Origin of the sequence: Pseudomonas viridiflava, from assembly GCF_900184295.1 — a bacterium.
Lineage (GTDB): Bacteria > Pseudomonadota > Gammaproteobacteria > Pseudomonadales > Pseudomonadaceae > Aquipseudomonas > Aquipseudomonas viridiflava.
In genome coordinates, this window is record NZ_LT855380.1 from 410,440 (window position 1) to 424,281 (window position 13,842).

Consider the following 13,842-nt stretch of genomic DNA (forward strand, 5'->3'; position numbering starts at 1 on the left):
GGAATGCTTTCTGGGTGGCTGCGCGCGTGTGCGCTGATAGTGACAGGGCTGGTCAGCGTTTCGACGCTCGCCGATGACAAACAACGAACCGCGATTGTCGTTGGCGGCGGCATGGCAGGCCTGACGGCGGCCTACGAACTGCAGGCCAAGGGCTGGCAGGTCACGCTGCTGGAAGCCAAGCCGAGTCTGGGCGGACGTTCGGGTCTGGCCACCAGCGAGTGGATCGGCAACACCAAGGCCCAGCCGGTGCTGAACCGCTATCTGGACACCTTCAAGCTGGCCACCGTGCCTGCTCCCGAGTTCGTGCGCACGCCCAGCTACCTGATCGACGGCGTGTACTTCACCCAGGCGGATCTGGCGGTCAAGCAGCCGGCCACCGCTGAAGCCATCAAGCGTTACAACGACACGCTGGATAATCTGGCGCGCTCCATTACTGATCCGGAAAACCCGGCGTCCAACAGCACCCTGTTCGCGCTGGACCAGATCAACGTCGCCAACTGGCTGGATCGCCTGAGCCTGCCTGCGACGGCGCGTCAGTTGATCAATCAGCAGATTCGTACCCGTTATGACGAGCCTTCACGTCTGTCGCTGCTGTATTTCGCTCAGCAGTCCAGTGTCTATCGCTCGGTGGATGAGCGCGACCTGCGCGCCTCGCGCCTGCCGGGTGGCAGCACGGTGCTGGCTCAGGCCTTCGTTAAACAGCTGAAAACCATCAAGACCAACTCGCCTGTCTCGTCCGTTGTTCAGGACAAGGACCACGTCACGGTCAAGGCCGGTGCGGCAAGCTACACCGCCGACTACCTCGTGATGGCCGTGCCATTGCGTTCGCTGGGCAAGATCCAGATGACGCCGTCGCTGGATGCACAGCACATGGGCGCGATCAAGAGCACCAACTACGGCTGGCGCGACCAGATCATGCTCAAGTTCAAGACCCCGGTCTGGGACAGCAAGGCGCGCATGTCGGGTGAAGTGTTCAGTAACACTGGCCTTGGCATGCTGTGGATCGAGCCTGCGCTCAAGGGCGGCGCCAACGTGGTGATCAACCTGTCCGGCGACAACGCCCGCATCATGCAGGCCTTTGGCGACAAGCAACTGGTCGATCAGGTGCTGATCCGCCTGCACGCGTTCTACCCTGAGGCCCGTGGTGCTTACACCGGCTACGAAATCCGTCGTTACAGCGTCGATCCATCGACAGGCGGTTCTTACCTGGCGTTCGGCCCCGGCCAGATCAGCAAATACTGGCGCCTGTGGGAGCGTCCGATCCAGCGCGTAGCGTTTGCTGGCGAGCACACCGATACCCTTTATCCGGGCACGCTGGAAGGCGCGCTGCGCAGTGGTCAGCGTGCGGCCAGTCAGGTTCAGGATCTGGCGGCAGGCAAGTCGTTCGAGCCGGTCAAGGTCGCTCCGCCGAAAGCATCAGCGCCTGCTGCGCAGAAGTCGGAATGTAATTTCTTCACCAGTCTGTTTGGTTGCACTTCCGATAAGCCGGTCGAGCCTGCCAAACCACAAGCTGAGAAACCTGGCTTCTTCTCGCGCCTGTTCGGTGGTTCGGACACGCCGGTAGCCGCGCCTGCGCCTGTCGAGAAAGCGCCAGAGCCTGCACCTGCACCTGCGCCGGTTCCTGTCGCGCCGGTTGTTGCGCCTGTCGTGACGCCGCCCGCCAAGACTGAGCCGGTCAAGAAGCCTGCTGCCAAGGCGGAGCCTGCGAAGAAGACGCAGCACAAGGATCCTGCGAAAAAAGAACCGGCCAAGAAAGAACCTGTGAAAAAAGAGCCGGTGAAAAAGGCTCCGGCCAAGACCGATGACGCGAAGAAACCTGCAGCCAAGGCTGCAACCGATACAGCGCCTGCCGACGTCAAGAACTGACGGCAATCGCTGAACAGAAGGGGCACGGTGCAAACCGAGCCCCTTTTTTTATGCCCGGCGGATTCGTTTTATCTCTGGGGCAGACCGTGGGGCCGGTTCGCGTGGGCAATCATGCCGTTCATCGGCATCGAACGGCCGACGGTCCCGGCAAAGTGTTACAGCGCTGAAATTATCGGGATGCTGTGGGCGGTCTGAGACAGAAAAACTTCTGCAAACGATCGATCATATTCTTCGATGCATCAAAGCGAAATTTTGCGCTTTCATTCGATAGATAAAAAGCTAGTCTGGTAACACTTCTGACAAGGTATAGGCAATGCAGCTACGTAACTCATCCTCTCGCTACGGTCTGGTCAGCATGGCGCTGCACTGGGGTGTAGCGGCTGTAGTGGTTGGTTTGTTCGCGTTGGGGCTCTGGATGGTCGGGCTGGATTACTACGATACGTGGCGCAAGGCCGGGCCTGATCTGCACAAGAGCATTGGCATCACGCTGTTTGCAGTCATGCTGGTTCGCGTGGTCTGGCGTTTGCTCAGCCCGCCGCCTCCGCCGCTGTCCAGCTACAGCCGCATGACGCGCATCGGTGCCACGTTCGGGCATCTGTTTCTGTATGTCGCACTGTTTGCCCTGATGTTCGCCGGTTACCTGATCTCGACCGCTGATGGCGTAGGGATTCCGGTATTCGGTCTGTTCGAAATACCTGCTCTGGTTTCGGGTCTCCCGGAACAGGCAGAAACCGCTGGCTGGATTCACCTGTATTTGGCCTGGACCGTCGTGATCTTCGCGGGGCTCCATGGCCTGGCTGCACTGAAACACCACTTCATCGATCGCGATGTGACCCTCAAACGCATGTTGGGTCGTCATTGATTGTTCAACCAAAACGGGAATAAAAGCATGTTGAAGAAGTCTCTCGCCGCTCTGGCTCTGGGTACCGCACTGTTGTCCGCTGGCCAGGCAATGGCAGCCGACTATGTTATCGACAAGGAAGGTCAGCACGCTTTCGTTGACTTCAAGATCAGCCACCTGGGTTACAGCTTCATCCACGGTACGTTCAAGGACTGGGACGGTACGTTCAGCTTTGACGCTGCCAAGCCTGAAGCGAGCAAGATCGCTGTCGAACTGAAGACCGCCAGCCTGTTCACCAACCACGCTGAACGTGACAAGCACATCCTGAGCAAGGATTTCCTGGACGCCGGCAAATTCCCGGAAGCCAAGTTCGTGTCCACCAGCGTCAAGTCCACCGGCGAGAAGACTGCCGACGTGACTGGCGACCTGACCCTGCACGGCGTGACCAAGCCAATCGTCATCAAGGCTACCTTCAACGGCGAAGGCAAGGATCCGTGGGGCGGCTACCGTGCCGGCTTCAACGGTACTTCGACGCTGAACCTGAACGACTTCGGCATCAAAGGCCCAGGCCCGACGTCGCAGACGCTGGATCTGGACATCACCTTCGAAGGCGTACAGAAGAAGTAAGTGTCCGCCTGAAGCAAAAAAACGCCGACCCTTGGGTCGGCGTTTTTGTGTGTGGTGTTTGTGCAGTCAGAGGAAGTGACGCGGAGCGTCACGGGTTGCATGCACACGCGAAGCACTCATCGCTATACACAAGTCCGCAAGACGCGCAAAACGGGGGGTAAAACGAAAGTGACTGACCATACCCCGTGGGAGGCGGCTTGCCGGCGATGGCGTCGGTTCAGTCACTGATAGATCGCTTCAGAAAAAGCATCGCCGGCAAGCCGCCTCCCACAGTCCGTGGTCGCAGCAAGACTCGGGTATAACGCTGGGCACAAGCATGGGCATGATCGGCGCTCTTGAGATCACGCTGATCGTTCCTACGCTCCGCGTGGGAATGCCGCTCAGGACGCTCCGCGTCCGCTTCGGATGTGATGCGCAGCGATGGGTACGATCACAGCGAGCAAACAGTCCGCACAAACAAAAACGCCCCGAGCGAGTCGGGGCGTTTTGTTTGTTGCTCGGCTGTCAGCTGTCGCGGTTGCGGGTCAGCAGGGCCGGTTTTTCACCGCGTGGGCGGGCTGGCAACTGATCCAGTTGCTCGGCCGACGGGAAGCGGTCGATCTTGGACTCTTTGTGCACGATCTTCGGCTGTGGCTGACCATCGCGCTGGCTGCGAACTGCCGGTTCCTGCGGCTCGCGAGGTGCGCGGTCTTCACGAGGCGCTGACGGACGACGGTTGCGTGGAGCCTGACCATCACGCGAGCGGGGTGCAGAGCCGGTGCCTGCACCTGCGCCGTTACGCTTCGGTGCGCCAGTGCCGGAACCTGTACGTGCGCCGCCACCGGTACGACCCGGGTTGGCAGGACGCGCTGCGCCACCGGCTGCCGGTGCTGCTGCACCAGGCGCTGCCGCCGGGCGACGACCACGATTCTGGCCTTTGCCCTGATACGGGCTGACGTAATCGGCGCGGTTGCCGAAGTTATCCACTTCGTCATCCAGGAACTCGTCAGGCGCACGGTCCGACTGCGGGCGGGGTGCAGCGGCCTGCGAGGCGCGCTGTTCGCCGCGAGGCGTCCCTTCACGAGGTTTTTTTTCGCGCGGTTGACGGGCAGGGCGTTCGCCACTGGCTGCAGCTGCAGCCGGCTTTTCCTTGCCCTTATCCTTTCCCTTGTCGCGGCGACCGCCGTTGTTCTTGTCGCCATCACCACGGGCCGGACGTGCGCCACGTGGATTGCGAACATCGGGACGCTCACGCACTTCAGGCTTTTCAGCCTCGACTGCAGTGATGTCGAAACCCATCAGGTCGCCGTCCGGGATCTTCTGCTTGGTCATGCGCTCGATGCTTTTGAGCAGCTTCTCTTCGTCTGGAGCAACCAGCGAGATCGCCTCGCCCGAACGACCGGCACGGCCGGTACGACCGATGCGGTGAACGTAGTCTTCATCGACGTTCGGCAGCTCGAAGTTGACCACGTGCGGCAACTGATCGATATCCAGACCGCGAGCGGCGATATCGGTGGCGACCATGATACGGACATCGCCCGCCTTGAAATCGGCCAGCGCCTTGGTGCGTGCGTTCTGGCTCTTGTTGCCGTGGATGGCGACGGCAGCGAGGCCATGCTTGTCCAGGTACTCGGCCAGACGGTTCGCGCCGTGCTTGGTGCGGGTGAACACCAGCACCTGTTCCCAGGCGCCGACGGTGATCAGGTGCGCCAGCAGAGAACGCTTGTGGTTGGCCGCCAGACGGAAAACACGTTGCTCAATACGCTCGACCGTGGTGTTCGGCGGCGTGACTTCGATGCGCTCGGGGTTGTGCAGCAGCTTGCCGGCCAACGCCGTGATGTCGCTGGAAAACGTGGCCGAAAACAGCAGGTTCTGACGCTTGGCAGGCAAGCGGGCCAGGACCTTTTTCACGTCGTGGACGAAGCCCATGTCGAGCATCCGGTCCGCTTCATCGAGCACCAGGATTTCAACGTGGGACAGGTCGACACTGCCTTGGCCAGCCAGATCGAGCAGGCGGCCAGGGCAGGCCACCAGTACGTCCACACCGCGGGACATGGCCTGAACCTGTGGGTTCATGCCGACGCCGCCGAAGATGCAGGCACTGACGAACTTCAGTTCGCGGGCATAGATCTTGAAGCTCTCATGCACCTGTGCAGCCAGTTCGCGAGTCGGGGTCAGGACCAGAACGCGGGGTTGGCGCGGGCCGTGACGCTGGGATTTGTCCGGAACACCATTGGGAAACAGCCGCTCCAGAATAGGGAGGGCGAAACCGCCGGTTTTACCAGTACCTGTCTGTGCCGCAACCATCAGGTCGCGACCTTGCAACACGGCGGGAATGGCCCGCTGTTGCACCGGAGTAGGCTGGGTGTAGCCCGCTGCCTCGATGGCGCGGACTAAAGCCTCGGAGAGACCGAGGGAAGCAAAGGACATGAGTAATCCTGTTCTGTTGGAGCTTAAGCTCAAGGGATGTCTTGCCTGGCGTGAATGGCGTGTAAAGACAACGCGATCCCGTCCGGTCCTGCGGGGTCTTCAGCCTTCTCCTGACGCCTGCACGGGATGAAAAGTGTGCTGTTGGCGTGAGCGAGGTAGCGTTTGCAAGACCGAGCGTCCGGGCGTAAGCCTGGCGGGAAGGCTGGAGTATAACAGAGCGAACGCAATACGCCGCTTTCCTGCTGCCCAACGGTGTATTGCGCCGCGATCTCCCGGAAATTGTCAGGGAAATCGCGGTATTGCAGCGGCTGTCAGCGTGGCAGTTTGAGGTTGTTCCAGACTGCCAGGCTCGGATCCGCCTGATTCAGGGTGTAAAAGTGCAGGCCAGGGGCGCCGCCTTGCAGCAGTCGCTCGCACATTTCGGTGATGACTTCTTCACCGAACGACTGAATGCTTTGTACGTCATCGCCGTACGCTTCCAGCTGCTTGCGGATCCAGCGCGGGATCTCCGCACCGCAGGCGTCGGAGAAGCGTGCCAGCTTGCTGTAGTTGGTGATCGGCATGATGCCCGGCACGATAGGGATGTTCACGCCCATCTTCTGCACACGCTCGACGAAGTAGAAATAGCTGTCGGCGTTGAAGAAATACTGGGTGATCGCACTGTCGGCACCGGCGTTGGCCTTGTTGACGAAGTGCTTGAGGTCGTCTTCGAAGTTGCGGGCCTGCGGGTGCATTTCCGGGTAGGCGGCGACTTCGATGTGGAAGTGGCTGCCGGTCTCTTCACGAATGAAGCTGACCAGATCATTGGCGTGGCGCAGCTCACCGCTGGCCATGCCCATGCCGGAAGGCAGGTCGCCGCGCAGCGCAACGATGCGCTTGATACCGGCTTCCTGATACTGGCTCAGCAGACCGCGCAGGTCAGCCTTGCTGTCACCCACGCATGACAGGTGCGGGGCGGCCGGTACTTTGACTTCGTTTTCCAGCTGCAGCACGGTGTTGAGCGTGCGGTCGCGGGTCGAACCACCGGCACCGTAAGTGCAGGAGAAAAAATCCGGGTTGTAGCTTGCCAGCTGACGGGCAACGTTCAGCAGCTTTTCATGTCCAGCGTCGGTCTTGGTGGGGAAGAACTCGAAGCTGTAGCGACGTTCTTGGCTCATGGAGGCCGATCTCATCTTGAAGCGAACGGGGAGGTCGCAGAGTGGGAGCGGACTTGTCCGCGAAGAAATCTGCTTATCAACGAAAGACGGGTGATAGATCAGATGCCTTCGCGGACAAGTCCGCTCCCACAGGTCTCATCTGCCTGCTACCGGAGCGTGCGGTGTCGAGACACCGAACGTTCCAGGCAGGCGATGAATCAGTAGCGGTAAGCGTGTGGCTTGAACGGACCTTCGACGGTCACGCCGATGTAGTCGGCCTGGGTCTTGGTCAGTTTGGTCACGACGCCGCCGAAACCGCGGACCATTTCCAGGGCCACTTCTTCGTCGAGTTTCTTCGGCAGTACTTCAACGGTCAGGCGCTCGGCTTTCTGGGCTGGCGACAGGTTGGCGTACTTCTGTTCGAACAGGAAGATCTGAGCCAGAACCTGGTTGGCGAACGAGCCATCCATGATGCGGCTCGGGTGGCCAGTGGCGTTGCCCAGGTTCACCAGACGGCCTTCGGCCAGCAGGATCAGGTAGTCATCGTTCTGTGCGTCGAACGCGCCAGGGCCGGTGCGGTGGATCTTGTGAACCTGTGGCTTCACTTCTTCCCATGCCCAGTTCTTGCGCATGAAAGCGGTATCGATTTCGTTGTCGAAGTGACCGATGTTGCAGACCACGGCACGCTTCTTCAATGCCTTGAGCATGTTGGCATCGCAGACGTTGACGTTACCGGTGGTGGTGACGATCAGGTCGATCTTGCCCAGCAGCGCCTTGTCGATGCTCGCTTCGGTGCCGTCGTTCTCGCCGTCGATGAACGGGGAGACCAGTTCGAAACCGTCCATGCACGCCTGCATCGCGCAGATCGGGTCGACTTCGGTCACTTTGACGATCATGCCTTCCTGACGCAGGGACTGGGCCGAGCCCTTGCCCACGTCACCGTAGCCGATCACCAGCGCCTGCTTGCCGGACAGCAAGTGGTCGGTGCCGCGCTTGATGGCGTCGTTCAGGCTGTGACGGCAGCCGTATTTGTTGTCGTTCTTGCTCTTGGTCACCGAGTCGTTGACGTTGATGGCCGGGATCTTCAGTTCGCCCTTGGCCAGCATGTCCAGCAGACGGTGAACGCCGGTGGTGGTTTCTTCGGTGACGCCGTGGATCTTGTTCAGCATCGCCGGGTATTTCTTGTGGATGATCTCGGTCAGGTCGCCGCCGTCGTCGAGGATCATGTTGGCGTCCCAAGGCTGACCGTCCTTCAGGATGGTCTGCTCGATGCACCACTCGTACTCTTCTTCGGTCTCGCCTTTCCAGGCGAACACAGGGATACCGGCAGCAGCGATGGCAGCAGCGGCCTGATCCTGAGTAGAGAAAATGTTGCAGGACGACCAGCGTACTTCGGCACCCAGGGCAACCAGGGTTTCGATCAGCACGGCAGTCTGAATGGTCATGTGGATGCAGCCGAGGATTTTCGCGCCTTTCAAAGGCTGCTCACCGGCGTACTTGCGGCGCAGGCCCATCAGGGCTGGCATTTCGGATTCGGCGATGATGGTTTCGCGACGGCCCCAGGCAGCCAGGGAAATGTCGGCAACCTTGAAATCGTTGAATTCTGCGGGCGTGATTACAGCACTCATTGAGAGTCTCCATTCCATAAAAATGCGAATGGGCGCCGTTGTGCGTTTAAGGCTTGCCGACTGAGCATCAGTCGGTCAAACAACGCCCCATCCGAGCCTGACAGGGAGAACCTGCTGCAGCGCCCCTCGGACAGGTGGCGGGAACGGCATCAGCGTGGATGGCCGCTTGAAACGGAGGGCAGTATAGCTGCGCTGGCGATTCTTCCCAAGGTTTTCTGTCGGCTGGCGGGCGTCTGGATCGGTGCCTGCCGGAATGTTCTTGGCGCACAACGGTTTAGGTGTGCTGTTTTTTCATGTGGGTCGCGGGGCGTCAATTGCCCCGATACACAGTCACAATGGGTCAAGGCATGGGCGCGAGTGGCTGGCTCTGCCATCATGCGGTTCTCTTATCGAAGACGCTCAGGAGTGAACATGAATTTCCATACCCGCAAATGGGTCAAGCCTGAAGACCTGAATCCCAACGGCACCCTGTTCGGCGGCAGCCTGTTGCGCTGGATCGATGAAGAAGCGGCCATCTACGCCATTGTTCAACTTGGCAACCAGCGTGTGGTGACCAAGTACATTTCCGAGATCAATTTTGTCAGTGCGTCGCGTCAGGGCGACATCATCGAACTGGGCATCACCGCCACCGAGTTTGGTCGCACCTCGATCACGCTGATGTGTCAGGTCCGCAACAAGATCACCCGCAAGAGCATCCTGACGGTCGAGAAGATGGTGTTCGTCAATCTGGGTGAAGACGGACAGCCCGCGCCGCATGGCCGGACCGAGATTCGCTACATCAAGGATCAGTTTGACGCGCCTGAGTAAGCGGTATTGATCGCTCCTCCGCGTCCGCTCTGAATGTGACGCAGAGCGTCATGGGCTGCATGCCCACGCGGAGCATGGGTATGGTCGGCGTGCCCGAGATCACGCTGATCGTTCCTACGCTCCGCGTGGGAATGCCGCTCAGAACGCTCCGCGTCCGCTGTCGATCAGTGTGATTACTTCCCCTGCAACTGCCGCAACCACGCCAGCCCTTCGCTGGTGTCGCCTTTCGGGCGGTATTCGCAGCCGATCCAGCCTTTGTAGCCCAGCTCGTCGATGACGTTGAACAGGTGCTCGTAGTTCAGTTCGCCCAGGTCCGGCTCGTTGCGATCCGGCACGCCTGCGATCTGGATGTGGCCGATACCGGCAAAGTCGCGACGCAGTTTGCTGGTCAGGTCGCCTTCGACGATCTGGCAGTGGTAGCAGTCGAATTGCACCTTGAGGTTATCCGCACCCACCAGCTTGCAGATGTCCTGCGCCTGATCCTGACGATTGAGGAAAAAGCCCGGCATGTCGCGGGTGTTGATCGGCTCGATCAGGATCGTCACCCCGGCGCCCTTGGCCTGTTCGGCCGCAAACGCGAGGTTCTCCAGATACACGGCCTGATGACGTTCGCGCAGGTTTTCACTGGGCAGCAGGCCGGCCATGACGTGAATCCGGTCATTGCCCAATACCTGCGCGTACTCCAGCGCACGTTCGATGCCGCTGCGAAATTCCGCTTCACGACCGGGCAGTGTGGCGATGCCTCGTTCGCACGCGTCCCAGTCGCCCGGCGGTGCATTGAACAGCGCCTGCACCAGGCCGTTGTCGCTCAAGCGCTGCTTGAGCTCCTGCGGCGTCCAGGCGTAAGGAAACAAGTACTCGACCGCGCCGAAACCGTCGGCGGCCGCTGCGGCAAAGCGCTCAAGAAAATCATGCTGCGGGTACAGCATGCTGAGGTTGGCGGCAAAACGAGGCATGTTAACTCCAGTCTTCAAAGGGTCAGACGAATGGCCAAAGCAGCAGGGTAATCACGAAGCCTAGTGTGCCCAGCAGCGTGACCAGTACGGTCCAGGTGCGCAAGCCGTCGGCGACGTTCAGGCCGGCCAGTTTGGTGAACATCCAGTAACCGGCGTCGTTGATGTGCGACATCGCCAGACCGCCACCGCCCATGGCCAGACAGAGCAGGGCCAGATGGTTGGCGCTCAGGTCCAGGGTTGCGATCAGCGGGCTGAGGATGCCGGCGGTGGTGACCAGCGCAACGGTGGTCGAACCTTGTACGGCGCGCAGCAGCAGGGTCAGCAGGAAGCCCAGCGCCAGCACCGGCAGACCGGTATTGCGCAGCGCTTCGGAGACGACCGCACCGATACCGGTATCGACCAGCACCTTGCCGAACACACCACCGGCACCGGCAATCAGGATCACCATCGCCACACCCGGCAACGCGGAACCGATCACGTCGGAGACTTGCGTGCGGCTCCAGCCACGACGCGAACCCAGCAGCCAGGCGCACAGCAGTGTGTCGATCAACAGTGCCACGAGTGGCGCGCCGAGCACAGTCAGGATGGCGCGCACTGTCGAATCGGCAGGCAACATGGTGGTTGCCAGCGTACCCATCAGGATCAGCACAATCGGCAGCAGAATCAGCGCGATGATCAGACCGAAGCCCGGTGCAGGCGCAGGCGGCAGTTTGCTCGCCAGACTGCTGGCGTTTTCCTCGGCACCCATCGAGCGGGTTTCGGTGGCTTCACGCACATTCGAATAATCGTTGCGTGCCCAGGCTTCCAGGTCTTCGTTGGTGACGTGCGGGCCGTAGACTTCGGCGCGGATGTCGTCGGTCATCGGGTAGGTCTTGCGGGTCATGCGACCGGCTACGAAGTAACCGATCACACACAGCACGGCGACAATCGGAATACCCAGCATCAGCACGCGACCCAGGTCTGCGCCCAACTGGCTGGCTGCGGCAACAGCGCCCGGATGCGGCGGCAGAAAGGCGTGGACCGCCAGCAACGCGGCGCACATCGGCAGGGCGAAGATCATCAGCGGCTTACGAGCGGCACGGGCCACGCCATAAGCCAATGGCATGAGGATGATCACGCCGACTTCGAAGAACACCGGAATGCCGACCATGAAACCCGCCACCGTCAGCGCCAGCGGCGTGCGCTTGTTGCCGAAACGGTTGATCAGGGTTCTGGCCAGCGCCTCTGCGCCACCGGAGAGTTCGATGATGCGCCCGATCATCGCGCCCAGGGCAATGATGATCGCGATATGACCCAGGGTCTTGCCCATGCCGCCTTCAATCGTGGCGACCAGATCGGCAGGCTTAACACCCGCGACCAGCGCCACGATGATGCTGACCAGCATCAGGGCGACAAAGGGCTGGAATTTGTACTTGAGGACCAGAAACAACAGCAGTGCGATGCCCGCACCGGCCACGACCATCAACATGATTGGCGTCATGCCTGCGCGCTCCCTTCAGGAGTGACAAAGGGTGACAGTGAGCAAATCCGAACAAAAACGGGATGTAGGTAAGTCATGCTCTCGATTCCTGTTGTTATTGTTTTCCGGCCACGCCGGGGTTGGCCAAGAGGCGCGACGCGCCTCCGTATCAATGGGTTTCGGTTACCACTTGGCGCCGAACACTTGCCGCAGTTCTTCCAGAGCCGCAGGCTCCAGAGGGGCCGGTTTGGGATTGCTCATCAGCCACAGACGGGCCGTTTCTTCGAGTTCTTCCAGGGCGTAGCAGGCCTTGGCCACCGAGCTTTCCCAGACCACCGGGCCGAGGCGTTCGAGCATCACGCCACGCACGCTGTTGGCCAGTTGCGCGACCTGTTCGGCGACCTTCGGCGAGCCCGGACGTTCGTAAGGGATCAGCGGAATGTGCCCGACTTTCATGACCTGATAAGGCGTCAGCGGCGGCAGAATGTCGTCTTCACGCCACACGCCTGCCAGCGTCAGCGCCACCAGATGCGTGGAGTGGGTGTGCACCACGCCGCCGACTTCCGGGTTGCGATCGTAGACTTCGCGGTGCAGCGCCAGGGTCTTGGACGGCTTGTTGCCGGAGACCCATTCTCCCGCCAGATTGACCTTGGCGATGTCGGCCGGGTCCATGCGACCCAGGCAGGCATCGGTCGGTGTGATCAGCCAGCCATCGTCGAGACGAGCGCTGATGTTGCCTGCGCTGCCGACGGTGTAGCCTCGGCCGTAGAGCAGCCTGCCGACATCACAGATTTCCTGACGCAGCGCGTTTTCGTCGATCATCAGGCTTCCCCCGCCAGTTGCTTGAGGGCCTTGGCGAAGAAATCGCGTGCGCCGAAGTTGCCGGACTTGAGGGCCAGCGCCAGCGGTTGGGCGCCAGTGCTGAAGGTGGCCGGGACCCCCGGATCGATCTGCGCGCCGATCTGCAGCAGTTGCACGCCCAGCGCCTGAACCACTGCGCCGGAGGTTTCACCGCCTGCGACCACGAAACGTCGCACGCCCGCGTCCAGCAGACCCTTGGCGATCTGACCCAACGCGTCCTCGACCATTGCGCCGGAGCGCTCCACGCCCAGCTCTTTCTGCACGGCTTTGACTTCATCCGGCGTGCTGGTGGCATAGATCAGTACGGTTTGCCCGGCATCTTTGGCGAAGGTTAGCGCCTGCTCGACCACGGGTTTGCCCGCGGCGAGGTCCAGCGGGTTGATGCGCAGGGCAGGGCGATTGCCTTCCAGCCAGGCCGCAACCTGACCGTTGGTGGCAACCGATGCGCTACCGGCCAGCACCACTTCGCCGCCGCCCACGTTGATGTGTTTGGCCGCGTCGAGATCACGCAGCTTGCCCGCCTTGCGAAAGTTGCCCGGCAAGCCTAGCGCCAGCCCCGATCCGCCGGTCAGCAACGGCAGGTCGGCACAGGCTTTGCCCAGCGTGTACAGGTCGGCGTCGGACAGCGCATCGGCAATCGCCATGCTGACGCCTTCGGCGCGCAGCTCTGCAATTTTGCTGCGCACGTTGTCCACGCCTTTGGCGACGCTGTCGTAACGCAGGAGGCCGACCTTGTGAGTGGTTTGCGCTTGCAGCACGCGCACCAGATTGGCATCGGTCATTGGCGTCAGCGGGTGATTCTGCATGCCCGATTCGCTGAGCAACTGGTCCTGCACGAACAGGTGACCACGGAAAATCGTGCGGCCGTTTTCCGGGAATGCCGGGCACGCCAGGGTGAAGTCGCTGCCCAGTTGTTCCAGCAGCGCTTCGCTGACCTGGCCGATGTTGCCGGCGGCGGTGGAGTCGAAGGTTGAGCAGTACTTGAAGAAAATCTGTTCACAGCCGCGTTCACGCAGCCATTCCAGCGCGGCCAGCGATTCGGCGACCGCGTCGGCCGAAGGCGTGGTGCGGGATTTCAAGGCGATGACGATGGCGTCGGCGTCCAGACCGGCCGCCATTTCGGCGCTCGGAATACCAATGCTCTGCACGGTGCGCATGCCGCCGCGTACCAGCATGTTGGCCAGGTCGGTCGCGCCGGTGAAGTCATCGGCAATGCAGCCCAGCAACGGGCGAGAGTGAGTCAGGCTCATCG

Annotated in this window: 11 protein-coding genes and 1 riboswitch; of the genes, 4 read left to right on the plus strand and 7 right to left on the minus strand. The window is 61.1% G+C overall.

Annotated features, from left to right (window positions below; genetic code table 11):
• Positions 1 to 3: 3 nt before the first annotated feature.
• From CFBP1590_RS01995 to CFBP1590_RS02005, 3 genes are all read left to right on the plus strand, one after another.
• Positions 4 to 1,866, plus strand: coding sequence for an FAD-dependent oxidoreductase (locus tag CFBP1590_RS01995; RefSeq protein ID WP_088234395.1), 1,863 nt, complete (start codon positions 4 to 6; stop codon positions 1,864 to 1,866).
• 313 nt (positions 1,867 to 2,179) lie between these two features.
• A complete protein-coding gene (locus CFBP1590_RS02000) occupies positions 2,180 to 2,728 on the plus strand; it encodes a cytochrome b (RefSeq protein ID WP_029244360.1) in 549 nt (182 codons plus the stop codon).
• Positions 2,729 to 2,755: 27 nt separating this feature from the next.
• The gene (locus CFBP1590_RS02005; protein ID WP_004880308.1) at positions 2,756 to 3,334 is read left to right on the plus strand and encodes a YceI family protein; all 579 of its coding nucleotides are present in this window, start codon (positions 2,756 to 2,758) and stop codon (positions 3,332 to 3,334) included.
• 504 nt (positions 3,335 to 3,838) lie between these two features.
• On the opposite strand, the gene rhlE2 is transcribed toward CFBP1590_RS02005, so the two are convergent.
• From rhlE2 to ahcY, 3 genes are all read right to left on the minus strand, one after another.
• A complete protein-coding gene (gene rhlE2 / locus CFBP1590_RS02010) occupies positions 3,839 to 5,743 on the minus strand; it encodes an RNA helicase RhlE2 (protein WP_058430663.1) in 1,905 nt (634 codons plus the stop codon).
• 311 nt (positions 5,744 to 6,054) lie between these two features.
• Positions 6,055 to 6,915 carry a methylenetetrahydrofolate reductase [NAD(P)H] gene (gene metF, locus CFBP1590_RS02015; protein WP_257013800.1) on the minus strand — a complete coding sequence of 287 codons (861 nt, stop codon included), beginning with the start codon at positions 6,913 to 6,915 and terminating at the stop codon, positions 6,055 to 6,057.
• A gap of 182 nt (positions 6,916 to 7,097) precedes the next feature.
• Entirely contained in the window at positions 7,098 to 8,507 is a 1,410-nt protein-coding gene (gene ahcY, locus CFBP1590_RS02020; RefSeq protein WP_058430662.1) for an adenosylhomocysteinase, read from the minus strand.
• A gap of 23 nt (positions 8,508 to 8,530) precedes the next feature.
• Positions 8,531 to 8,641: riboswitch (S-adenosyl-L-homocysteine riboswitch) on the minus strand.
• A gap of 277 nt (positions 8,642 to 8,918) precedes the next feature.
• Between ahcY and CFBP1590_RS02025 the strand changes: the two genes are divergently transcribed.
• Complete coding sequence (locus CFBP1590_RS02025; RefSeq protein WP_004880288.1) at positions 8,919 to 9,314, plus strand: acyl-CoA thioesterase; 396 nt, start codon at positions 8,919 to 8,921, stop codon at positions 9,312 to 9,314.
• A gap of 173 nt (positions 9,315 to 9,487) precedes the next feature.
• Here CFBP1590_RS02025 and otnI read toward each other — a convergent pair whose 3' ends face one another.
• The 4 genes from otnI to otnK all read right to left on the minus strand — a co-directional run bounded on the left by otnI (position 9,488) and on the right by otnK (position 13,840).
• Positions 9,488 to 10,270, minus strand: a complete 783-nt coding sequence (otnI, locus tag CFBP1590_RS02030) for a 2-oxo-tetronate isomerase (protein ID WP_029244154.1) — start codon at positions 10,268 to 10,270, stop codon at positions 9,488 to 9,490.
• Positions 10,271 to 10,292: 22 nt separating this feature from the next.
• A complete protein-coding gene (locus CFBP1590_RS02035) occupies positions 10,293 to 11,750 on the minus strand; it encodes a GntT/GntP/DsdX family permease (RefSeq protein WP_088234396.1) in 1,458 nt (485 codons plus the stop codon).
• 162 nt (positions 11,751 to 11,912) lie between these two features.
• The gene (gene otnC, locus CFBP1590_RS02040; RefSeq protein ID WP_029244153.1) at positions 11,913 to 12,551 is read right to left on the minus strand and encodes a 3-oxo-tetronate 4-phosphate decarboxylase; all 639 of its coding nucleotides are present in this window, start codon (positions 12,549 to 12,551) and stop codon (positions 11,913 to 11,915) included.
• The gene (gene otnK / locus CFBP1590_RS02045) at positions 12,551 to 13,840 is read right to left on the minus strand and encodes a 3-oxo-tetronate kinase (protein ID WP_088234397.1); all 1,290 of its coding nucleotides are present in this window, start codon (positions 13,838 to 13,840) and stop codon (positions 12,551 to 12,553) included. The genes otnC and otnK overlap by 1 nt, the downstream gene beginning before the upstream one ends.
• Positions 13,841 to 13,842 lie beyond the last annotated feature (2 nt).